This is a genomic window from Actinotignum timonense, assembly GCF_900155575.1.
Lineage (GTDB): Bacteria > Actinomycetota > Actinomycetes > Actinomycetales > Actinomycetaceae > Actinotignum > Actinotignum timonense.
Genome location: NZ_LT706966.1, coordinates 1,644,040 through 1,665,149, shown reverse-complemented (window position 1 = coordinate 1,665,149; position 21,110 = coordinate 1,644,040). Strand labels below are relative to the sequence as shown.

Here is a 21,110-nt window from a genome sequence, read left to right as displayed (position 1 = left end):
GGCCGGGAGGGTAGGCTCGAAGCCATGAGTGTTAACGACGGCGTGCGCCTCGACGGGGCGAGAGTGCAAAATCGCGGACGTGGGCGCGGTGCCATGATTGGCGGAGGCTTCGGGCTCACCGGAATTATTATTGCCCTGGTTTGGTACATGGTCACCGGCGCTCCCCCGCCGGCTGCTATCACCCAGGGCACCTCCCCTCAGGGCAGCTCCGTCCAGCAATCCACCACCTCCGATTTCGCGGACAAGTGCCGTACCGGAGCGGATGCCAATGCCTCCACCGAATGCTTTATGGTGGCGGTAGCCCAATCCCTCGATGCATTTTGGGAAAAGGAACTGCCCCGCGCGGCGCGCACCCGTTACGAGCTTCCTGGCTTTGCGCTCTTTTCTGAAGGGGTGAGCACCGGATGCGGGAATGCCTCCAGTCAGGTGGGTCCCTTCTACTGCCCCGCCGATGGAACCGTCTACCTTGACACCACGTTCTTCGATGAACTGGAAGCTAATTTCGGGGCGGAGAACACCACCCTGGTTCAGGCCTATGTGGTCGCCCACGAATTCGGGCATCATATCCAGAATCTCACCGGGGTATTCGAGCGTGTCAATCCGCGCGATACCGGCCCGGATTCTTCGCAGGTGCGCTCGGAATTGCAGGCTGATTGCTACGCCGGCCTCTGGTTGCATCACGCCGCCAGCACGGTTGATCCGGCCAGCGGGATCCCGATTCTCCAGGCTCCCACCCGTGACCAGCTCGCCAGCGCGATTGACGCCGCGGCCGCGATTGGCGATGACCATATCCAAGAAAGCGCCGGCATGGATGTCAACCCGGAAAAGTTCTCCCACGGCTCATCCGCCCAGCGTATGGATGCACTGACAACCGGCTACGAAACAGGCGATTTCAACGCCTGCAATACCTGGCGCTAAAGAGGCGCTGGCGGAAGTGCGGCGTGCGCCCAGAGTTTTCTGGGCGCACGGGCGTCGTCGTACTAAATATTGAAACCGAGAGCGCGCAGATCATCGCGACCGTCTTCGGTAATGCGTTCCGGGCCCCACGGCGGCAGCCACACCCAGTTAATATCCACGTCGTCCACAAGATCTTCCGTGGCGATAATAATGCCGTCGGTGATCGCGTCCGTGAGCGGGCAGGCCGGCGAGGTGAGGGTCATATCGAGGTGGAGGTGGCGGCCGTTCGTGGTCACCCCGTAGACGAGGCCAAGATCTACGATATTGACGCCGAGTTCCGGATCGATAACGTCCTTCATCGCCTCGAGGACGAGGTAGGGATCAACGTCGTCTATCGGGCTATCACCGTCGGTGTAGACCACTTCGCCGATCCGTTCATCCGCTGTGGGCGCGGGTGCCTCCGGCGCGCTCGCTGTAGCGGTAGTTTCCGCTGTGGGCGCGGGTGCCTCCGGCGCGCTCGCTGTAGCGGTAGTTTCCGCTGCGGGCGGGGTGGCCTCGGGAGCAGTTGCCTCGGGCGCGGGCGGGGTTACTTCGTTCTTCTCCGTCATTGTTCCGGGGTCTCCTTCATTAGGGGCGGCGTAGCTCCCGCGGGATTCGTAGCTTCTGCTGAAGTGCTCGCGGGCGTGCCGGGTATGTTGAGGCGGTGGAGGGCTTCGTCGGTTGCTTCGCGGACTGCCATCCAGCCGAGTAGCGCGCATTTAATGCGCATGGGGAAGCGGGCTACCCCGTGGAAAGCGGCGGCGTCTTCCAGGGCGTCCGCGGCGGTATCTGAAAGTTCCGCCCCGCGGCTGTCCATCATCTCGCGGAAATAACCGTAGAGGGTGGTGAGGTTCTCGATGGAATGCCCGGCCACCAGGTCATTCATAATGGAAATTGAGGCCTGGGAAATGGAACAGCCCTGCCCCTGCCAGGCGAGTTCGGCGATCTTCTCTCCATCCGGGGAGAGGCGCACCTCGAGGGTCACCTCGTCCCCGCACATGGGATTGACCTGGGTGGACTCCCCTTGCGGCACGACGGCGCCAGCCGCCACCGGCGCCAGCTCACCTTCACCGTGGCGTTCGCGCGCCGCATCGAGAATAATCTGCTGGTAGAGCTCATCAAGTTCGCTCAACTTTTTATCCTTCCACCCAGAAATAGCCGCGGACCTGGCTCAACGCATCAAGAAACGCGTCAATATCCGAGCTTGTTGTGTAGATCCCCACGGAGGCGCGCACCGAGGCCGGCACCCCGAAGAAGTCGTGAATCGGCTGGGCGCAATGGTGGCCCACCCGCACCGCAATACCGCGCGCATCCAAGAATTGCCCCACGTCATGCGGGTGCACACCGTCCACGGTAAAAGCCGCGATCCCGGTACGTCCGGCGCCCTCGCGCGGGCCGAGCACCCGGATCCCCGGGATCTGCCCGAGCCCGGCAAGCAGCTGGGCAGTCAGCTCATCTTCGTAGCGCGCCACGTTCTCCATGCCGATGGCGCTGAGGTAATCCACCGCCCGTGCGAGCCCGACGATCTGGGTAACCGGCTGGCTTCCCGCCTCGAAACGGGCCGGCGGGCGCGCGTAACGCGTTTTTTCCATCGTGACCCGTTCAATCATCGAGCCGCCGAATTGGTAGGGCGGCAGGTCCGCGAGGAGTTCTTCGCGCCCGTACAGCACCCCCAACCCGGTGGGCCCGTACATTTTATGGCCCGAAAAAGCCGCGAAATCTACATCAAGTTCCCGCACGTTCACGGGCAGATGCGGCACGGATTGGCAGGCATCGAGAACCGTAAAAGCACCCACCGCGTGGGCCGCCTCCACGATCTGCGCCACCGGGGAAACCGCCCCGGTCACATTCGAGACATGTGTGAAAGCAACGATGCGGGTGCGCCGCCCGATGACCGCGAGGGTGGCCGGGTCAATCCGGCCCTCACCATCCAGATCAAGCCACGTGAGGCGGGCCCCGGTGCGTTCGCATAATTCCTGCCAGGGCAGCAGATTCGCATGATGCTCGGCGCGGGTCACCACGATATCGTCGCCGGCGCGCAGCAGGAAACGATCCGCGTTCCCCCAGCCGCGCCCCGCCGTGGCATTCGAGATCGCGTAGGCGAGGAGGTTGAGGGACTGAGTGCTCCCGCTGGTCCATACAATTTCCTGGGGCGCCGCCCCGATGAAAGCCGCCACTTTCGCGCGGGCCTCTTCGTAGGCCACGGTGGATTCCTCCGCGAGCAGGTGGCTCCCGCGCTTGACCGCCCCGTTGGAGCGCGTATCAAAATCCACCATCGCGTCCAGAACGGCGCGCGGGCGCTGCGCCGTCGCCCCGGAATCTAGGTACACGAGGGCCTGATCCCCGCGCATCGGCCGGGCCAGAATCGGGAAATCTTCCCGCGCCACCAGCGGGCGCACGGCGTTCACCTACTTCGCCTCCGCTTCGATGTAGCTGTCGTACCCGGAGGCTTCCAGTTCGCTGGCCAGATCCGGCCCGCCGGTGCGCACAATCTTGCCGCCGGCAAAAACGTGGACGTAATCGGGTTTGACGTACTGCAAAATCCGGTTGTAGTGGGTGATGAGCAGCAGCGAATTACCGGTGCGTTCATGCACGTCCACGATGCCTTCGGAGACCACGCGCAGCGCGTCCACGTCCAGCCCGGAATCCGTTTCATCCAGCACGGCGATCTTGGGTTCCAGCAATTCCATCTGGAGCACTTCGGTGCGTTTCTTTTCACCACCGGAGAAGCCCACGTTGAGATCACGCTTAATAAAATCGGCATCCACCCGCAGTTTTTCCGTGACTTTGCGTAGCGCCTGGGACCATTCGCGCAGCTTGGGAGCTTCCCCGTCAATCGCGGTTTTCGCGGTGCGCAAGAAATTCGAGACGGAAACGCCGGGCACTTCCACCGGGTACTGCATGGCGAGGAAAAGCCCCTCGCGGGCGCGTTCATCGGCGGTCATATCGGTAATATCCACACCGTCGAGGAGCACCTGCCCGGAAGTGATCTCATAGGAGGGATGCCCGGCCAGCGCGTAGGCCGTGGTCGATTTACCCGAGCCGTTCGGGCCCATAATCGCGTGGATTTCATTATCGCCAATATGCAAATTGACGCCGTGCAGAATCGGTTTGGGGCCTTCGGGGGTGATGACCGAGGCGTGCAGATCAATAATATCGAGAGTAGCCATTACTTCTCCTCAGGTGTTGTGTCCACGTCAATAAAAACGCGGCCGTCATTATCGCAGGTCAAGGGGTAGACGGGCACGGGTGTGACCGCCGGGAGCGTGAGGGCACGCCCGGAACACAGGTCGAATTCCGCCCCGTGTTTGGGGCATTCGATTGTGGTATCAAAAACTTCGCCGTCGCTGAGGTTAACGTCTTCATGGGTGCAGATATCGCCCACGGCGTGCCAGGTTCCGTGGCAGTCGCGTGCGATACATACGGGTACGACGGCGCCGCTAGCAGCGCGGACTTCCACACTCAGGGCGCTTTCCGGCTCGAGATCCGCGGTGGTACACACCTGCTGCCAGCTCATGCCTCCTCCCCGCTTCCGGCGTCGGCCAAATCGAGTTCGCGTTCGATAGCGTCCATGAGCTTGGTGCGCACCGAATCCACTTCGATCTGTTCCACCAATTCCGCGAAGAAACCGCGCACCACCAGGCGGCGCGCCACATCCGCGGGGATGCCGCGGGCCATGAGGTAGAAGAGCTGCTCATCATCAAAACGCCCGGTGGCTGAGGCGTGCCCGGCCCCGGCAATATCCCCGGTGAGAATCTCCAGATTGGGCACCGAATCGGCCTTCGCTCCCTCGGTAAGCACCAGGTTGCGGTTGAGTTCATACGTATCGGTCTGGGCGGCCTGAGCCCGAATCAGCACATCCCCGATCCACACCGAATGCGCCTCATCGCCCTGGAGCGCGCCCTTGTAGGTGGCTCGCGATTTGCAATGCGGGGCCACGTGATCCACGAAAATCCGGTGTTCGTGATGCTGGTGGCTTTCGGTGATATAAGCGCCCAGCAGTTCGGTATCGGAACGCTCCCCTTCCAGCTCACACGCGGTGGTCATGCGGATAAGATCCCCGCCGATGGTCACCACGATATGCCGGAATTTCGCGCCTTCACCTACCCGGATGCGCTGGGCGGAATGCTGGGAGGCGCAGCGTTCTTGTTCCTGCACGGACACAACGGTGAGATCCGCGTGCGCCCCCACCTCAATTTCCACGGTTTCCGTGAGGTCGCCGCTGCCGGTGTGCTCAAGCACCACGGTGCCACTAGCCTCCGGGGCCGCGGTGATAAGGGTGTGAGCAACGCTCAGTGTGCCTTCCCCGGTGATCATGGCGACGACGTCCGCGTGCTCGCTTCCGTCGAGAGTCACGATATGCGCACGCTGGAAAGCCGACCAGGCGAGGGCTGCCGCGCGGTCATCTGGTTTCCCTACCGTGCCCAGGCGCGGATCGCTGCGGTCCACTTCTTCCACGCGTGCCCCACCTACCACGGTGGCCGTCACGGTGGCATCGCGCACGCCCTCCACGTTATGAATGAACGGGGCAACCCGGTCCATCGGCGTGAAACGCCAGTCTTCTTCCTCCCCGGTTCCGCGCGGAATCGGGAACTCCTCCGGGTTGAAGGAGGCGAAACGGTCCGAGCGGTCGGCGTGCGCGGTATGGAATCCTTCGTCTGCCAGCACCGCCTGGGAATGATCAGTACTGACCATTAGCCCACACTCCCTTCCATTTGCAGATCAATAAGACGATTGAGTTCAAGTGCGTATTCCATCGGCAGTTCGCGGGCGATGGGCTCCACGAAGCCGCGCACGATCATCCCCATGGCTTCTTGTTCGGACAGGCCGCGTTGCATGAGGTAGAAGAGCTGTTCTTCGCTCACCTTCGTCACGGTGGCTTCGTGCCCCATTTCTACATCGTCCGTGCGCACATCCACGTAGGGGTAGGTATCGGTGCGGGAAATATCATCAACGAGGAGCGCATCGCAGACCACATTGGATTTTGAGCCGCGGGCATCTTCCGAGACCTGCACGAGGCCGCGGTAGGAGGAGCGCCCACCCCCGCGCGAAATTGACTTCGACACAATCGAGGAGGTGGTATTCGGGGCCAGGTGCTGCATTTTCGCGCCGGTATCCTGATGCTGGCCCGGGCCGGAGAAGGCAGCGGAGAGCGCTTCCCCGTGGGCGTGTTCGCCCAGGAGCACGCAGGCCGGGTACTTCATATTGAGGCGCGAGCCAATATTGCCATCCACCCATTCCATCGTGGCTCCTTCGGCCACGGTGGCACGCTGGGTCACGAGGTTGAGCACGTTATTAGACCAGTTCTGGATGGTGGTGTAGCGGCAGTGGGCATTCTTCTTCACGATGATTTCCACGATGGCGGCGTGGAGGGAATCCTCGGAGTAGATCGGGGCGGTGCAGCCTTCTACGTAATGCACGTAGGAACCCTCGTCGCAAATAATGAGGGTGCGTTCGAACTGGCCCATCGCCTGGGTATTGATACGGAAGTACGCCTGCAAGGGAATATCCACGTGCACGTTCTTCGGCACGTAAATGAAGGAACCACCCGACCACACCGCGGTATTGAGGGAGGCAAATTTATTATCCCCGGCCGGGATCACGGTGCCGAAGTATTCGCGCACCAGATCCTCGTGCTCGCGCAGTGCGGTATCAGTATCCACGAAAATAACGCCCTGTTCTTCCAGGTCCGCACGAATCGAGTTGTACACCACCTCGGATTCGTACTGTGCAGCCACCCCGGCCACCAGGCGTTCTTTTTCCGCTTCCGGGATGCCGAGCCGGTCGTAGGTGTTTTTGATTTCCGGGGGGAGGTCATTCCAATCGGTGACCTGGCGGTCGGTTGCCCGCACAAAGTACTTGAAGTCATCGAAGTTGATCCCGGAAAGATCAGCCCCCCAGGTGGGCATGGGGCGTTTCTCGAAGAGGCGCAGGGCACGCAGGCGCCGCTTAAGCATCCATTCCGGTTCTTTTTTCGCCGCGCTAATCGCGCGCACCACGCCCTCATCCAGACCGCGGCGCGCGTGCGCCCCGGCGGTATCGGTATCGTGCCACCCAAATTCATAGGCGCCGGACAGGTTCGCGATCACGTGTTCCTGCTGCGCCACGGCCTCCGCAATTGCTGCCTCGTGCCGTGTTTGTGCCATGTGTTTCCTCCCGATTTAAACGCTGTTAGCGTGCAGCGTCACCGTGCACACGTGGCTCCCGGATGCAATGGTTGCCAGGCGTTGCACGGGAACCCCGAGTAGTTCGTGAAAAGCGCGGGTTTCCGCCGCGCATAAAAAGTGATGGTGTGTGGCGACGTCGCGCAGGGGGCAGCGCCCCTGGCACAACTGGATCATCTGGCGCGGCCCATCCTGCGTGCCCGGAACATCGCGAACCGACGCGGCGTAGCCATCTTGGGTGAGGGCGCGCGCCAGGCGGCGCAGCCGCTCCGCGGGATTTTCGGTATCCCCGAGCGCATCGCGGTAACGCGCCACCAGGGAACGTTCCCTCCGGCGCGCAAATTCCTCCACCCCGGCCTCCCCCAGATTTTCACGCAGAAAATCAAGGGCTGCATTCGCCATGGTGTGATACGAGGTTGCCCCGGCGTTCTGCCCGGTATCGGTCGCCACGTAATAGCGGGCCGGGCGCCCGGCTCGTGCCTCGCGCTGCCCGGGTTTCTCGCATTCGGTGATCGCACCGGCATCTTCGAGCGCCACTAAATGCCGGCGCACCCCGGCCGGAGTGAGAATAGCCAGCTGGGCCAGTTCCGCGGCACTAATGGGCCCGCGTTCCATAATGAGGCGCAGAATTCCTTCGCGGGTTGTTTCTTCCCGGGGGCGGATCCCTGCGCTTTCTTCCGCTGCCATCTGGATCACCACCCCTTCCACTGTTCTACACCTTCACCGAGCATCCGTGAGCGCTGCTCGGAACCCTGGGCCGTAGCCTGAGGCTCCCCCGCATCGCTCACCGCTGCTTTATCACGTGCCGGCCTGCCATATCTAGGACCTCGCCATCCAATTAAACAACACGGGCGTTGCGTAATCTAGTTTGGACAGCCTAACCGGACGCGAAAAGGCGCGAGCTTGCCGGTGCCGGCCCGCCGTGCGCGCGGGTTACGCCCGTGGCTAAGCGCTGCGGGCCAGGTAGGCGAGTACCGCGGCCACCAGCTGCGGATTGCCGAGCCGCCCGACCAGTATCGCCTCGCGCACCCGGGCGAGCGGCACCCACCGCGCCTCGATTTCCGCCTCTTCATCCTCGCGGGCGAAGGCACTTGCCGCCGGGGCCGGATCGCGGGTGAGATACACCGTCATATGTTCATTGGTGAAACCCGGCGAGGTGTAGAAGCTGGTGAGGAACTCCAAGTTCCCGGCCTCATAATCCGTTTCTTCGCGGAGTTCACGCCGGGCGGCATCCGCGGGATCCTCACCCTCAATATCAAGAATGCCGGCTGGAATTTCCCACAGGAGCGAGCAGACCGGGATCCGATACTGGCGGATAAGAAGCACTTCTTCAGCTGCGCCGTCGCCGCTATTCCGCACCGCCAGTACCGCAACCGCGTCACGGTGCTCCACCCAATAGCGCTCCATGCGCGCCCCCACGCTGGGCAGTTCCACCGTGTCCTCGTAGACGTTAATAAAAGGCGATTCGAGTATGCTGCGCCGCTCCAGGCGCCGCATATGCTCGGGGCGGTACTCATCGCTGAGCTCGAGGTTCATTGTCTTTCCTTTCCTTCGCGGGGCGGGTGCGTGCAGGCGGGCGCGTGCGTCCATTCGTGCGGGTGCGTGCGCGCTGCGGCCGGGCCGTTATGTATTCGCTTCGTCGAGGGCCACGGCAATGGCCGGCATTTCTTGGGTCGACGGCGCCTCTGCGTCACGCGCCAAACGTAGCGCGCGCCGGTCCACCAGGTAGAGCGCCACTCCCCCGATGGCGAGGGTGAGCGCCCCGGCCGCGCCGGTTGCTCCCAGCGCACCCAGGGCACCTTCGCCCCACCAGCGCAATATCCCGCGCCCGGTGGCGTATCCGGCTCCGCCCGCAAGTACCGCGGCCGGAAGCACGATACGTAGGGAATAGCCCACGCCGCGCAGCGCCCCGGGGCCCACCGCGCGCCGGATCGCGAAGATATGGCCGATACCGCCCACCGTCATGCCCACGGACATCGCCGCACCAATACTGATGAGCACCTCGGTGCGTCCGCGCACCCCCAGGCCGGCCGCGCCCATGAGCACCACCACAACGCTCAGCCATGCCGCCGAATTGACGATAATGACCGCGCGGGCCGCCTCCACCGCGTAAAGCACCCGCGAGCCGTGATAAATAAAGGCGTAGCCGAGGAGGGCCGGGGCCATGGCCAGCATGGCAATATCCATATGGGCCACCGGGCGCGCCACCGCGAACAGCGCCTGGGCGGGCTCTGCCACCGCCACCAGCAGTGCCACGCACAGCAAGCCAATATCGAAAACAAGTCGAGAGGAACGGGCGGTAATACGGGCCAGGCCCGGCCGCCCGGGAATCGCGGCCGCTTCCGCCAGGCGCGGGAAAACCGCGGTGGCAATGGGGACGGCCAGCACCGCGTAGGGAACCATATAGAGCTGGTTCGCGAACGTGAAAACCGGGTAGGTTCCCACGTCGCCGCGCGCATTGGCGAAAAGCATAACCGCGATGATTTGAATCTGCTGAGCGAGCAGGCCGGCCAGCCCGGCCCCGCTCAGCCGTAGCGCCCGCCGCCCCACCCCGGGTGGGAAACGGAAGGTGGGCCGTAACGTGATGCGCCGCAGCACCGGGATGAGCTGGGGCAGCGAAAAAACCGCCACCCCGGCCGTGGTGCCCCAGGCCAACACGTAGAGGGCGGTGCGGGATATCCGGGCCGGATCGTGCTGGTTACCGGCGGCTAGTTCCGTGAAAATAAGGAACGTAATAATAACGGTGACGGAGGACAGCAGCGGGGCGAGGGCGGGAAGCACGAATTTTTTATGCGCCTGCAATAGCCCCGTGCACACCACCGAGAGTCCGTAGAGCGGTATTTGCCAGGCGAAAATCCGCAGCAGCGTGGCTGCGAAATCCACGCTGGCGGCCGGCGAATCCGCCCCCAGGAGCACCTCCATAATGGGGTGGGCGCCCAGGGTCACCAGTCCGGCCACCGGAATTCCAATGGCGAGCACCCAGGTGAGCAGGGCGGATGCGGTGCGGGAGACTTCCGCGGCGAGGGCTTTCGCCAGGAACCCGGAGACCAGCGGGATAACCGCGGCGGCCAGGGCCCCGCCGGCGGCGATTTCGAAAAGTACATTCGGGACTGTATTCGCCGTTGAGTACGATTCCCCGGCGAGTGAGTCCCCCAGCGCCCCGTTTTGCACCCAGGCGCGCACGAAGCCCATGGCACGCGAGAGCAGGGTGAGAATCGCTATGGTTCCGGCTGCTCCGAGTGCCGTTCCGAGAACTTTTTTCATGCCCGGCCCGCCTGGTCGAGGGCGCGCAGCCACGGGTGGGTTGCGATGACCCGCGAAAATGATATTTTTTCGCTCGCGATATTAAGGGCGACGACGGCGCCCAGCGCCCCGCGCCGCACCCACGGGCCGCGGCTGGCCAGTGCCCAGCCCAGGGCCGCCCCCAGCGCATTTGCCCCGGTATCTCCGAGCATGACCGTGCCGGCGAGATCCTCGGGCAGGCAGGCTGCGCCGGTGCCTACCAGAGCCGCGGCAACGGGCCCCGCGGGCGGGTAGCTGACCAGGGAGAAGGGAGCCGCGGCGATGAGGGTTCCTTTCCAGGCCCGGCCCGGCGCGAGGTCGAGGAGATTAATAAGATTCGCGGTGGCGGCAATAAGAATGGTGCGTTCGGCGTGGAGCGCAAATCGCTTGGAGGACGGCAGTCCCCTATCGGCAGGTAGCTTTCCGGCTAGCGCAGCACCCACCCCGATGATCACTATTTTCAGCGCCCCGGAGGTGAGGTGGCCCCGGGAGAGTGCCCCGAGGTGGCCGCGCAGCCCTTTGGAGGTGCGCGAAAATGCACTCTCGTAAAAATCGTCAATATATCCGGCCAGCCCTCCGCTAAGCGCCGCGATCACCGGACCGGCCGAGCAGCTTCCTCCGGAGAGCAGAGCCCCCGCCGCGCAGCCCGCGGTGGTACCCGCCACCGCGACCGGGCCTTCCCGCAAACTCACGCTCCGCCCGTCTTTCGCGGTGCGTTGCCAGGAGGACGCGGACCGCCGGGAAAGCAGTTTCTCAGCGGCACGCGCGGCGGCGTATCCGGCCAGGGCGGCAGCGCCCAGGCGCACCTGGTTCCTCCAGAAAGCAGAAAGGGTCATGCACCCATGGTACCGTTACTGCCCTGCCGGGGCCTGCCCACCTTCGGGAGCTTGCCCGCCGTCCGCGGGTGCGGGTGCCGGCGCGGGAGCCTGTTCGGGCTGCGGAGCCGGGGCAGGTTGCGCGGGCGCGGGCCCGGAAGCGCTCTGGCGCTCCCCAATTGCGCTATCTGCCCCCGGTGCTACCCCGAGGTGCACGTGCCGTTCATGTAGTTCAGCGGCCACCGCCATGGGAATATTGACATCGCCGAGCGCGGTTTGTGCCGAATCCACCGTGGAGCCGGCTTTGGCCGAGCGCACGGCTCCCAGCACGGAGTTTCCATCAGTCCCCGCGCCCACCGCTACCGCCGGGCCACGCCCGGCCATGGCCGCGAAGGCCGCCTGGTAGGTATCCGCGATATGCGGAGAGGTGGTTTCCTTCTCTGCGGGCGCCGGTGCGGCTTCCGCCGGATCAGCGGTGATAAAAACAACCACCTCGGCGGCTTCGCTCGGAGCAACCGCCACATCAATGAGCTTATTTTCCGGAGAGGTGAGAAGCGTGATGAGCGTCGTCGCCCCCGCATCTTCCGGCGCGGAACGCACCACGGTATCCACGGCCGCACCGAGAATCGCGTCCGCGGAACCGCCCGCGGGCAGATCCTTGACGTATGAACCGAGGTTACCGGAAAGCGTGGAACGGTAAGTGGCGTATTCGGTGTCGGTAAAAGCCGGGGCCAGGGTGATTTCCCCGGTGATACGCGCCCCGGCAGCGGTCAGGCTCTGCCGGGTTTTCTCCACAACGGCACCGTCCGCCCCGGCCGCCGCCACGATAGCAACGCGCCGATTCGTCAGCGTTCCAGCATTGAGTTGTTCGCCGGCACCGAGGAGCGCCGTCGACGCCGCATCGAGCTGCGCCCCGCGTTGATCAAGCTCCACGCGCATCTTATCGCGCGATTCGCGCAGGGAATCCACCTGGCCGGTCAACCCGTGCGCGATCGAATTTTGCAGCGGACCCGCCCCGAGAATCACTCCGATGGCCAGCGCCAAAAACACCGAGACCAGGGAAACGAGATGATACCTAAAATCAACCATCAGCTAACTTTCCTAGAAGAGATTACGGAACCACTCGGCAAGATCCCCGAGGCGAGTGGTGAGCACGGACAGGAAGGTTTGGCCCGCACCGGTAACGGCCAGGGCCGCGAAGAGCGCAAAAACTCCCGCGAGAATCAGGGCAACCAGCATCCAATTGGAAATCGAGGAGCGGTAGAGGCGCGAGACGCCCTTCGCGTCAATGAGCTTGCCGCCCACCACCAGACGGGTGAGGAAGGTCGAGGCCATTCCCGCCCGGCCCTTATCGAGGAATTCCAGAATCGTATTGTGGGTGCCCACCGCCACAATGAGCTTGGCGCCTTTGGAATCCGCCAGCAGCATAGCAACATCTTCGGAGGTGCCGGTGGCCGGGAAGACCACGTGATCCACGCCCAGATCTTCCACGCGTTTCTTGCCGGGGGCGCGCCCATCCCGGTAGGCATGCACCACCACTTCGGCGCCGCAGCGCAGCGCTTTATCGGATACCGAATCCATATCGCCGACGATAATATCCGGGGTGTAGCCCAGTTCCAGGAGGGCATCCGCCCCGCCGTCCACCCCAATCATGAGGGGCCGGTTCTCCCGAATATAGGGGCGCAGGGCGCGCAGGTCTTCCCGGTAGTCGTAGCCGCGCACCACCACGAGCACGTGGCGGTGCTCCATGGACGTGCGAATATCAGGGATCCCCACCCCGTCCAGGATGAGGCCCTGTTCTTCGTTGAGATATTCGAGGGTATTGGCGGCAAAAGCACGCAGTTGCACGGTCATGCCGGCGCGGGCCGCCTCGCTATCGCGGGCAATACTCTGCGCGGTTTGCAGGGTACCTTCGGCTATCACGCGCCCGCCGGCCACCACGCGTGCCCCGTCGATATCCACCCACTGGCCTTCGGATATGTCCATAATTTCCGGGCCGAGGTCATCGATAAGCGGAATACCGGCTTCTTCCAGGATCGCGGGGCCGAGGTTCGGGTAGCGCCCCGAGATGGATTTCGCGGCATTGAGCACGGCAACGGGCTGCGCGGCCACCAGGTTTTCCGCGGCGACCCGATCCAGGTCCGTGTGGTTAATAATCGCTACATCGCCGGCTTGGAGACGACGAGTGAGATTCTTGGTGCGCGCGTCCACCCGGGCCGGACCGGCCAGGGTTCCTTCCGCAACGACCTTCTTTTTTCGCCATAACTTCGATGCCACAAGCTTTATAGTGCCACATTCGCGGCCTTAAGTAGCTCAGCTGCGTGCGCGCGTGCCACATCGGTATCGCTTCCCGAGAGCATGCGCGCCAGTTCGGCTTCGCGTTCTGGCCCGCTAACGTCACGCAGTTCGGTGCGCGCGGTACTTTCTTCGAGTTGTTTCACGACGACGAGTTGGTGCTCGGCACAGGCCGCGACTTGGGCCAGGTGCGTGACCACAATAACCTGGGCGCTTCCGGCCAGTTTTGCCAGTCTTTTCCCGACGGCGCTGGCGGCACGGCCGCCAATCCCGGCATCCACCTCATCGAAAAGGAACGTGTGCCCCTGCTGGGCGCGCCGGGCCGCCAATCCCACTTCCAGGGCGAGCATGACACGCGAGAGTTCCCCGCCCGAAGCACCGGAGGCAAGCGGGGCGAGTGGCGCGCCGCGGTGGGCGGCCAGCAAAAAAGTGACGGAATCCGCACCGTTAGCGCCGGGTTCCGCGGCTTCAACTTGAACGGTGAAATGGGCATCGGGCAGGGAAAGCTCGGGAAGTTCCGCTTCCACGGCGCGGGACAATTCGCTTCCGGCGGCAGTGCGGGCCTCCCGCAGGGCCGCGCCGGCTTTCTCCATGGCGGCGTGGGCCTGAGAGAGTTCTTTTTCGAGCCGTTCTAAGGTGGCGGCCGGGTCATCAAGTTGTTCCAGGCCCGCGCGGGCTTCTGCCGCGGCCCGCAGGATTTCTTCGCCGCTCATCCCTAGGTTTTTACGCAACCCCGCCAGCTCGGAGCGGCGCGAATAAATAGTGGAGAGCTCATCTGGTTGGGCTTGGGTACCGCGGGCCAGTTCCGCAATATCCGCGTGAATATCGGTGATATCCGCTTCGGCGCTTTCCAGGCGTTCGCGGAGCTCCTCGAGCTGGGCGTTCGGCATATCAGAACCGCTTAGTTCAAGGACGTGCTCGAGTTGCGCCAACGCCACGCCCAGGGCGGATATGGCACCGGCCTCGGTATCATTCCCGCTGAGGGCTTCGGCGGCAGCCGAGTAGGCCCCGTACATTTCCACCGCGTTTTCCAGAATCCGGGCGCGCGCCCGCAGGGCTTCTTCTTCTCCGGGCTGGGGATTGACCGCCTCGACTTTGTCAAGCAAAGCGCGGTACGCCAAACGTTGCTGGGCGGCGCGCTGCGCCCCGGCCTGAAACACATCGCGAGCCTCGCGTGCTGCACCGTAGTTTTTCCAGGCCTGCTCCCAGGTAGCTTTTGCCCGCGTGATGGTGTCACCCCCGAATTCATCGACCGCGGCGCGCTGCTGGCTGGGGTTGCCTAAACGGATCTGATCGGATTGACCGTGCACGGTCACAAGCTCCGCCGCGATATCGGTGAGCACCGCGGTGGGCACCGAACGGCCCCCCACAAAAGCGCGGGAGCGCCCTTTGGCGGGGATATGCCGGGCAATAATAACGGCGGCGGTATCGCCCTCAACGTCGTAGCGGCCGCCGGCCTCGGTGATGCGGTCCAGGAGCGGGGAGGAGGCATCCACGAGGAAGGTTCCTTCCACTTCCGCCTGGGTTGCTCCGGCCCGCACCCGGGCCGGATTGGCTTTGGCACCCAAAAGCAGGGTGAGGGAGGTAACCGCCATGGTTTTTCCGGCCCCGGTTTCCCCGGTGAGGGCCGTCAGCCCGCGCCCCAGATTGAGTTCGGCTTCCGCGATCACGCCGAGATTGCGGATGCGTACCTGGTCGATCATTCGCGCACCTCACGCTCGCGCCAGCCGCGCACCGGCAGGTGGAAGCGTGCCACCAGACGCCCGGAGAAGGGTGTTTCATTCAGCCGGGCAAGCTTGACGGGCCGCTCCCCCCGCACCGCGGTAATAACAGTTCCTTCGGGCGCAACGAGCCGGCGCCGCGAATCGCAGGACACCATGGCCTCATCGCGCAAAACCCGAACTTCTAAGGTGGAGTACGGGCTGACCACGAGCGGGCGGGTGAAAAGCGCGTGGGCTGCCACCGGGGTGAGCAGGAGTGCTTCCACGCTTGGCCACACCACCGGGCCGCCGGCTGAAAAATTATAGGCGGTGGAACCGGTGGGTGTGGAGAGGAGAACCGCATCAGCTTTGAAAGCGGAAATTTCGCGGCCGTCCACCCCGATGGACGTTTCGATAAGGCGGGAGTTAAAAGCTTTTTCTACTGATACTTCGTTGAGGGCCCACTGCACGATGCACGAGCCATCCGGGCGTTGCACATGCACATCAATGGTCATGCGTTCGGAAATAACCCAATCGCGAGCAGCGATACGTTCCACCACCGCGGGTAGTTCATCGGGTTGCGCTTCGGAAAGGAAGCCCATATGCCCGTAGTTGATGCCGAGGATGGGCACATCGGTGCTGCGCCCCAGCTCCGCGCCGCGCAAAATCGTACCGTCCCCGCCCATAACGAGGATGAGATCCGCATCGCGGGCCCCCGCCAGCGTTTCGCTGGTATCCACCTGTATTCCGCGTTCTTCCAGGGCGACAATCGCATCGTGAGCGGCACGTTCCATCTGCGGTGGTAACGTGCGATTGACGACCAGGGCGACTTTTGGTTGTGCCATCGAATGCCTCCCCTCTCTTCAGGTATCCTACCCGCTACCGCGCGGGCCGTCCCTGCCCGGCCGGCCCGGCTGCCACCGCCGCCCGCACGTTTTCCTCGAGGTTCTCTCCGAGCAGATCTGGGGCATTTTTCTTCATATAGAGGAAGTATTCAACGTTACCGGCCGGCCCGGGAAGGGGCGAGGGCGCGACTGCTTGGATGGCTAGCCCGGCGGCGCGGGCGGAAAGGGCGACGTCGCATACCGCCTCCACGTGGTACTCCGGATCACGAACCACGCCGTGCGCACCAATCTTCTCCCGACCCACTTCAAATTGCGGTTTGACCATGAGCAAAAAATCGGCCCGTGGCGAACTCGCGGCGGCAAGCGGTGCGACTAGCAGTCGCAAAGAAATGAAGGAGAGGTCCCCCACAACCAGATCGGGCGCGGGGGCAACCGCCGCGGGATCTAAGGTGCGCACATTCGTGCGTTCGAGCACGGTGACGCGGGGGTCTTCGCGGAGTTTCCAGGCGAGCTGGCCGTAGCCAACATCCACGGCCACCACATGAGCGGCGCCGCGCCGCAGCAGCACATCGGTGAATCCGCCCGTGGACGCACCCGCATCCAGGGCCCGGACGCCCTCCACTCGCGGGCCGGCATCCCCGAGGTAATCAAGAGCACCGAGGAGTTTATATGCTCCGCGGGATACGTAACGATCCCGGGCGGCTTCTTTAACAAGAAGTGCCTGAGCCGGGTCCATTTGGCGGGCGGGTTTCGTGACTTCGGCCCCGTCCAGGAATACTTGGCCTTCGCGGATGAGCACCGCGGCATCCTGGCGGGAGCGCGCGAGTCCGCGCCGCACAAGTTCCGCGTCAACACGCCGTAAACGCCCCATAGCCGAGCACCTTTCTGGTTTAAACCCGCGCCCGGGAGAGGCGCCGGCCCAATTCGGCGTGAATCGCCTCCAATTGTTCAATCTGTTCGGGCAGGTCGAGCTCGGTGAGCTGATCCAGGGCTGCCTCGATATTGAGCGGTGCGCTCGGGAGCGGTGCCGCTGGCCCGGGCGCACCTGGCCCAGCAGCCCTCGACGCGGGAACCGCCGGCCGGGGAACCGCGCCTTTATCCTGCTTCGTCATCGCTGCTCCACGGTGATGTCCTCGAGAACAAGGGTCTCCCCCATACCGCGATCCCGCGCGTCCCATACCGCGTGCACCGCAGCCCGGTAGGTATCCAGACCCAGGTGTGGCCCGCGTCCATCGGAGGTGACCAGGCGGGCCGCTGCGCCGTCGTTCCCTTCTTCAACCTGCGCCCAGGATACGCCGGCCACCCAGCGTTCGCCTTCCCGGTGAATATTCGGGTAATCCTCGTTGAGGACGCGCAGGTCATCGCCGAGGTAATCGGGGCGTTCGTCCGGGGTGGCCAGCATAATATCGCGCGCGGCGCTCACGCCGGTGAGCACGTGGAGACTGGGAATTCCGGCGGCGCGCGCTCCGCGAATATCGGTATTGAGGCGGTCGCCGATGGCGAGAGGATGGGTGGAACCGAGCATTTCCATCCCGATGGCGAAAATCGCCGGATCGGGTTTGCCCGCAGATAGCGGGCTCACCCCGGTGGCGTTGACGACCGCCGCCACGAGCGAGCCACAGCCGACCATAAATCCGCGTTCCATGGGGAGGGTGGCATCCAGGTTTGTGGCGACGAAAAGCGCTCCGCGTCGGATGGCCAGGGCGACTTCCGAGAGCGCCGCCCAGTCAATGGTCGGGTAGAAGCCCATGATGACCACGTCCGGGTTATCATCGGCCGATGCGACGGGCACAAGCTCGGTCTCGCTCACCGCGCGATGCAGGCCATTACCCCCGATAACGAGGGCTTTTGCTCCAGCAGGCACCTGCGCGGCAGCCAGACGAGTGCTGGCCATCGCGGAGGTGAGCACCGTTGAGGCCGGGGCTGAGATTCCGACGGTTGCGAGGTGCGCGGCTACTTCTTCCTGGGTGCGCGAGGCATTATTAGTGAGGAAGAGCGGGCGCATTCCGGCCGCGATGGCGCGCGCGTATGCATCGGCGGCGTTCGGGGCCGGATCGGTGCCAAGGTAGAGCACGCCGTCCAGATCGAAAATCGCGCCGTCGAAATGGGATACCAGGCTCGCCATTACTCTTCTTCCGACTCCTGCTCGGACTCCTGCTCCGATGTCGCCTCAGAATCCGCACCGGTCTCAGCTTCAGCTTCGTGGGCAGATTCCTGCGCCGGTTCCGTTTCCGGTGCTACGTCAGTTTCCGGTTCTACATTCGCATCCGCATCGACTTCCGCTGCGGCCTCAACCTCGGATTCAGGCGCCGTTTCAGGCTCGGATTCAGGCGCCACTTCGGACTCCGCTTCAGGCTCCGCTTCCTCCGCGGTGAAAAGTTCGACATCACCTTCCGCGTTGTAGACGGGGTTCCAGCGCGTGCGCAGCTCTTCGGCTTCCTCCGCGCGCCCGAGTTCTTCGAGGCGATCCGCCTTGATGAGCTCAACGCGGGCCCGCAATTCCTCATCGAGGTTCTCGACCTTGATTTTCTCGAGGACAGCCAAGCCAGCCTCAGAATCACCGGCATCCGCGCGGGCCCCGGAAGTCACCAGCGCCAATTCGAGCGTGGTGGCGGTATTGAGCCGCTTGAGCGGAATCTCCGCAATGAACGCGAGAGCCTTTTCGGGCCTGCCCAACCCGCGCTCGGAATCAGCCTCGAGGGCCACATGCGAATAATCATCGGTCATGCGCCGGTAGGTGCGCAGCTCACGCAAAGCTTCGGAGTACCGCCCGGTCAGGTAGGAGGTCAATCCCAGCGCCTCACGCACAATATCGATGCGCGCGGCGTGCCGGTAGGCCGCCTTCGCGTGTTCGTAGGCCAGCTCAGGATTCTGGTCCATCATGGAACCGGCATAAACGAGGTGCCGCGCCACGTTATCCGAAACCGCCGGCGCGAGCACTTTGAGCTTACGCCGCGATTCTGCCGCGAGATCCTGCGCATTGACCGTTTCGGGGATGAAGGGATCCTTCACGCCGCCGCGACTGCGCCGATCATCGCGTCGACGCTTATCGTCCTCACGGTATCCACCGCGCTCTTCGCGCCGCCGGTCCTCACGGCGATAGTTATCGCGACGGTGATCATTACGGCGCCGATCATCGCGCCGATGGTCGTCACGTCGGCGTTCGTCCCGCTCAAAGCGCGGCTTGTCATCATAGTGGTCGCGGCGCCCGTAGCTGCTGTTGTCGCGTACCTCGTGTTCTTCGGTACGACGACGATCTTCGCGATCAGGGCCCTCATTGAAACGATCATCGCGCGGGCCACTGAATCGCTTGTCCTGGCCTCGGCGGTTATCGCGCCACTGGCCACCGCGTCCTCCGCGCCGGTCTTGACGGTCGTAGCGGCCTTCGCCGCCGCGATCCCAGGATCCGCGCGATTGGCGTGAATCGCCTAAGTCTCTATCGTCCCAATCGCGCCGGTACCCGCGGTGGTCATAGCGGTCGCGGCGATTATGGAATCCACCCTTGTGGCCCCGTTCGTCGCGGCCGTCCTGGAAATCACCACGCCGACTCCACGAAGAACGCCGGTTTCCACCGTTGCGCTCATCGCGAGATTCCCGTGATTCCCACGAGTCGCGGTCGCGGCCATAGCCACGGCCCCCACGCCGGTCGTTGTTATGACGGTTCCAGTTTCCTTCACGGTTATCCCGACGCCGTGAGCCTCCGCGGCGGTCATTCCAAGCTTCGCGGGGATCGCTCCAAGCGCGTCCCTCACCACCTTCTCCGGATTCATGCTGCGAGGGTTCGCGCCGTTGCCGTGCGGACCTCCATTGTCCTTTCGGACGGTCGTCTTCGGAGCGTTCTTCGCTCCATTCTTCGTGGTCAGACATTTCATTCCTCGCAGTTCGATTGTAAAGAATCACGATGCTGTGCTTATTTTAGGCCGACTCCAGCTCGGCCGCGCGCTGAGCAGTAAATTTTGGCGCGCAGAGATTAAAAAGGTGTGGGGTGTGTTCTATGCCCTAACAGATAAGACATAAACACACCCCACACAATAAAAAACATGGCGGCAGTGACCTACTCTCCCACACCCCACCGAGTGCAGTACCATCAGCGCAAACAACCTTAGCTACCGGGTTCGAAAAGGAGACCGGGCGTATACCCTTGCCGCTATAACCACCGCCACAACCAAACAAACACCAACCAACCACATGGTGGCCAGTCATCGCACAGTGAACGCAAACATATCAATCTCACGCAAAAACAAACAAAAGCAACCCGTCAAATGTTGATTTTGGTTATCGGTCCATTAGTACCAGTCAACTAAACACCTCACAATGCTTACATCCCTGGCCTATCAACCCGATCATCAACCGGGGACCTCACCCACCCCAAAAGGTGGAACGAGAACTAATCTCGAAGCAGGCTTCCCGCTTAGATGCTTTCAGCGGTTATCCCTCCCGAACGTGGCCAACCAGCAATGCCCCTGGCGGAACAACTGGCACACTAGAGGTTCGTCCGTCCCGGTCCTCTCGTACTAGGAACAGCCCTTCTCAATTCTCAAACGCGCGCAGCGGATAGGGACCGAACTGTCTCACGACGTTCTGAACCCAGCTCGCGTACCGCTTTAATGGGCGAACAGCCCAACCCTTGGGACCTACTCCAGCCCCAGGATGCGACGAGCCGACATCGAGGTGCCAAACCATGCCGTCGATATGAACTCTTGGGCAGGATCAGCCTGTTATCCCCGGGGTACCTTTTATCCGTTGAGCGACGNAACAACACCCCACAACACCCCATGTGCAACCCCCGACAAGTATCACACACACAAGGTTTAGGCTCCTTCGCTTTCGCTCGCCACTACTCACAAAATATCTTTTCCAGCAGGTACTAAGATGTTTCACTTCCCCACGTTCCCACCACCAACCTATCAATTCAGCTGGCAGCAACCCGGCATAACCCAGGCTAGGTTCCCCCATTCGGACACCCTCGGATCACCACTCGCTAGCCAATTCCCCGAGGCATATCGCAGGCTACAACGTCCTTCTTCGGCCCATACGCACCAAGGCATCCACCAAACGCCCTACAACACCAAA

General features: G+C 63.2%; 22 protein-coding genes, 1 rRNA gene and 1 other annotated feature (1 of these 24 running past the window's edge). Of the genes, 2 read left to right on the top strand and 21 right to left on the bottom strand.

Features of this window, described 5'->3' with window-relative positions:
- Positions 1–24 precede the first annotated feature (24 nt).
- The gene (ypfJ, locus tag CZ322_RS07065; protein WP_087070738.1) at positions 25–918 is read left to right on the top strand and encodes a KPN_02809 family neutral zinc metallopeptidase; all 894 of its coding nucleotides are present in this window, start codon (positions 25–27) and stop codon (positions 916–918) included.
- Positions 919–980: 62 nt separating this feature from the next.
- Here the strand turns inward: ypfJ and CZ322_RS07060 are convergent, their stop codons facing one another.
- From CZ322_RS07060 to CZ322_RS06970, 19 genes are all read right to left on the bottom strand, one after another.
- Positions 981–1,505, bottom strand: a complete 525-nt coding sequence (locus CZ322_RS07060; protein WP_087070737.1) for a metal-sulfur cluster assembly factor — start codon at positions 1,503–1,505, stop codon at positions 981–983.
- Positions 1,502–2,068 carry a Fe-S cluster assembly sulfur transfer protein SufU gene (sufU, locus tag CZ322_RS07055; RefSeq protein WP_234984497.1) on the bottom strand — a complete coding sequence of 189 codons (567 nt, stop codon included), beginning with the start codon at positions 2,066–2,068 and terminating at the stop codon, positions 1,502–1,504. Before sufU ends, CZ322_RS07060 begins: the two co-directional genes overlap by 4 nt.
- Before the next feature lie 4 nt (positions 2,069–2,072).
- A complete protein-coding gene (locus CZ322_RS07050) occupies positions 2,073–3,344 on the bottom strand; it encodes a SufS family cysteine desulfurase (RefSeq protein WP_087070736.1) in 1,272 nt (423 codons plus the stop codon).
- On the bottom strand, positions 3,345–4,106 hold the full coding sequence (gene sufC, locus CZ322_RS07045) for a Fe-S cluster assembly ATPase SufC (RefSeq protein WP_016442707.1): 762 nt from the start codon (positions 4,104–4,106) through the stop codon (positions 3,345–3,347).
- The gene (locus tag CZ322_RS07040) at positions 4,106–4,453 is read right to left on the bottom strand and encodes a Rieske (2Fe-2S) protein (protein WP_026429292.1); all 348 of its coding nucleotides are present in this window, start codon (positions 4,451–4,453) and stop codon (positions 4,106–4,108) included. The genes sufC and CZ322_RS07040 overlap by 1 nt, the downstream gene beginning before the upstream one ends.
- Positions 4,450–5,631: a Fe-S cluster assembly protein SufD gene (gene sufD / locus CZ322_RS07035; protein ID WP_087070735.1), complete on the bottom strand. Its 1,182-nt coding sequence runs from the start codon at positions 5,629–5,631 to the stop codon at positions 4,450–4,452. The genes CZ322_RS07040 and sufD overlap by 4 nt, the downstream gene beginning before the upstream one ends.
- Complete coding sequence (gene sufB, locus CZ322_RS07030; RefSeq protein WP_200807184.1) at positions 5,631–7,082, bottom strand: Fe-S cluster assembly protein SufB; 1,452 nt, start codon at positions 7,080–7,082, stop codon at positions 5,631–5,633. Before sufB ends, sufD begins: the two co-directional genes overlap by 1 nt.
- A gap of 15 nt (positions 7,083–7,097) precedes the next feature.
- Positions 7,098–7,808, bottom strand: a complete 711-nt coding sequence (locus CZ322_RS07025; RefSeq protein ID WP_234984496.1) for a helix-turn-helix transcriptional regulator — start codon at positions 7,806–7,808, stop codon at positions 7,098–7,100.
- 237 nt (positions 7,809–8,045) lie between these two features.
- Entirely contained in the window at positions 8,046–8,636 is a 591-nt protein-coding gene (locus CZ322_RS07020) for an NUDIX domain-containing protein (protein WP_087070734.1), read from the bottom strand.
- A gap of 87 nt (positions 8,637–8,723) precedes the next feature.
- Positions 8,724–10,364, bottom strand: coding sequence for a murein biosynthesis integral membrane protein MurJ (gene murJ, locus CZ322_RS07015; RefSeq protein WP_087070733.1), 1,641 nt, complete (start codon positions 10,362–10,364; stop codon positions 8,724–8,726).
- Positions 10,361–11,218, bottom strand: coding sequence for an MraY family glycosyltransferase (locus CZ322_RS07010; RefSeq protein ID WP_200807183.1), 858 nt, complete (start codon positions 11,216–11,218; stop codon positions 10,361–10,363). The genes murJ and CZ322_RS07010 overlap by 4 nt, the downstream gene beginning before the upstream one ends.
- Before the next feature lie 15 nt (positions 11,219–11,233).
- Complete coding sequence (locus CZ322_RS07005; protein WP_087070731.1) at positions 11,234–12,286, bottom strand: copper transporter; 1,053 nt, start codon at positions 12,284–12,286, stop codon at positions 11,234–11,236.
- Positions 12,287–12,298: 12 nt separating this feature from the next.
- Positions 12,299–13,474: a putative cytokinetic ring protein SteA gene (steA, locus tag CZ322_RS07000; protein ID WP_016442698.1), complete on the bottom strand. Its 1,176-nt coding sequence runs from the start codon at positions 13,472–13,474 to the stop codon at positions 12,299–12,301.
- 5 nt (positions 13,475–13,479) lie between these two features.
- On the bottom strand, positions 13,480–15,195 hold the full coding sequence (recN, locus tag CZ322_RS06995) for a DNA repair protein RecN (RefSeq protein ID WP_087070730.1): 1,716 nt from the start codon (positions 15,193–15,195) through the stop codon (positions 13,480–13,482).
- On the bottom strand, positions 15,192–16,037 hold the full coding sequence (locus tag CZ322_RS06990; RefSeq protein ID WP_026429285.1) for an NAD kinase: 846 nt from the start codon (positions 16,035–16,037) through the stop codon (positions 15,192–15,194). Before CZ322_RS06990 ends, recN begins: the two co-directional genes overlap by 4 nt.
- 34 nt (positions 16,038–16,071) lie before the next feature.
- Entirely contained in the window at positions 16,072–16,908 is an 837-nt protein-coding gene (locus CZ322_RS06985; RefSeq protein WP_087070729.1) for a TlyA family RNA methyltransferase, read from the bottom strand.
- A 19-nt stretch (positions 16,909–16,927) separates the two neighbouring features.
- Positions 16,928–17,149, bottom strand: a complete 222-nt coding sequence (locus CZ322_RS06980) for a hypothetical protein (RefSeq protein ID WP_087070728.1) — start codon at positions 17,147–17,149, stop codon at positions 16,928–16,930.
- Positions 17,146–18,162 (bottom strand): HAD-IIA family hydrolase, encoded by a 1,017-nt coding sequence (locus tag CZ322_RS06975; protein ID WP_087070727.1) that lies wholly within the window; start codon positions 18,160–18,162, stop codon positions 17,146–17,148. The genes CZ322_RS06980 and CZ322_RS06975 overlap by 4 nt, the downstream gene beginning before the upstream one ends.
- The gene (locus tag CZ322_RS06970) at positions 18,162–18,920 is read right to left on the bottom strand and encodes a hypothetical protein (RefSeq protein WP_234984495.1); all 759 of its coding nucleotides are present in this window, start codon (positions 18,918–18,920) and stop codon (positions 18,162–18,164) included. The genes CZ322_RS06975 and CZ322_RS06970 overlap by 1 nt, the downstream gene beginning before the upstream one ends.
- Positions 18,921–18,938: 18 nt before the next feature.
- On the opposite strand from CZ322_RS06970, the gene CZ322_RS10130 reads away from it, so the two are divergent.
- Positions 18,939–19,460: a hypothetical protein gene (locus CZ322_RS10130; RefSeq protein WP_180948646.1), complete on the top strand. Its 522-nt coding sequence runs from the start codon at positions 18,939–18,941 to the stop codon at positions 19,458–19,460.
- A 5-nt stretch (positions 19,461–19,465) separates the two neighbouring features.
- On the opposite strand, the gene CZ322_RS06960 is transcribed toward CZ322_RS10130, so the two are convergent.
- Together CZ322_RS06960 and rrf are read right to left on the bottom strand one after the other, a co-directional pair.
- Entirely contained in the window at positions 19,466–19,807 is a 342-nt protein-coding gene (locus CZ322_RS06960) for a hypothetical protein (protein WP_087070724.1), read from the bottom strand.
- A gap of 271 nt (positions 19,808–20,078) precedes the next feature.
- A 5S ribosomal RNA gene (rrf, locus tag CZ322_RS06955) occupies positions 20,079–20,198 on the bottom strand.
- Between the two features lie 105 nt (positions 20,199–20,303).
- Positions 20,304–21,110 (bottom strand) — a sequence feature (23S ribosomal RNA rRNA prediction is too short); it runs 2 nt beyond the window's last position.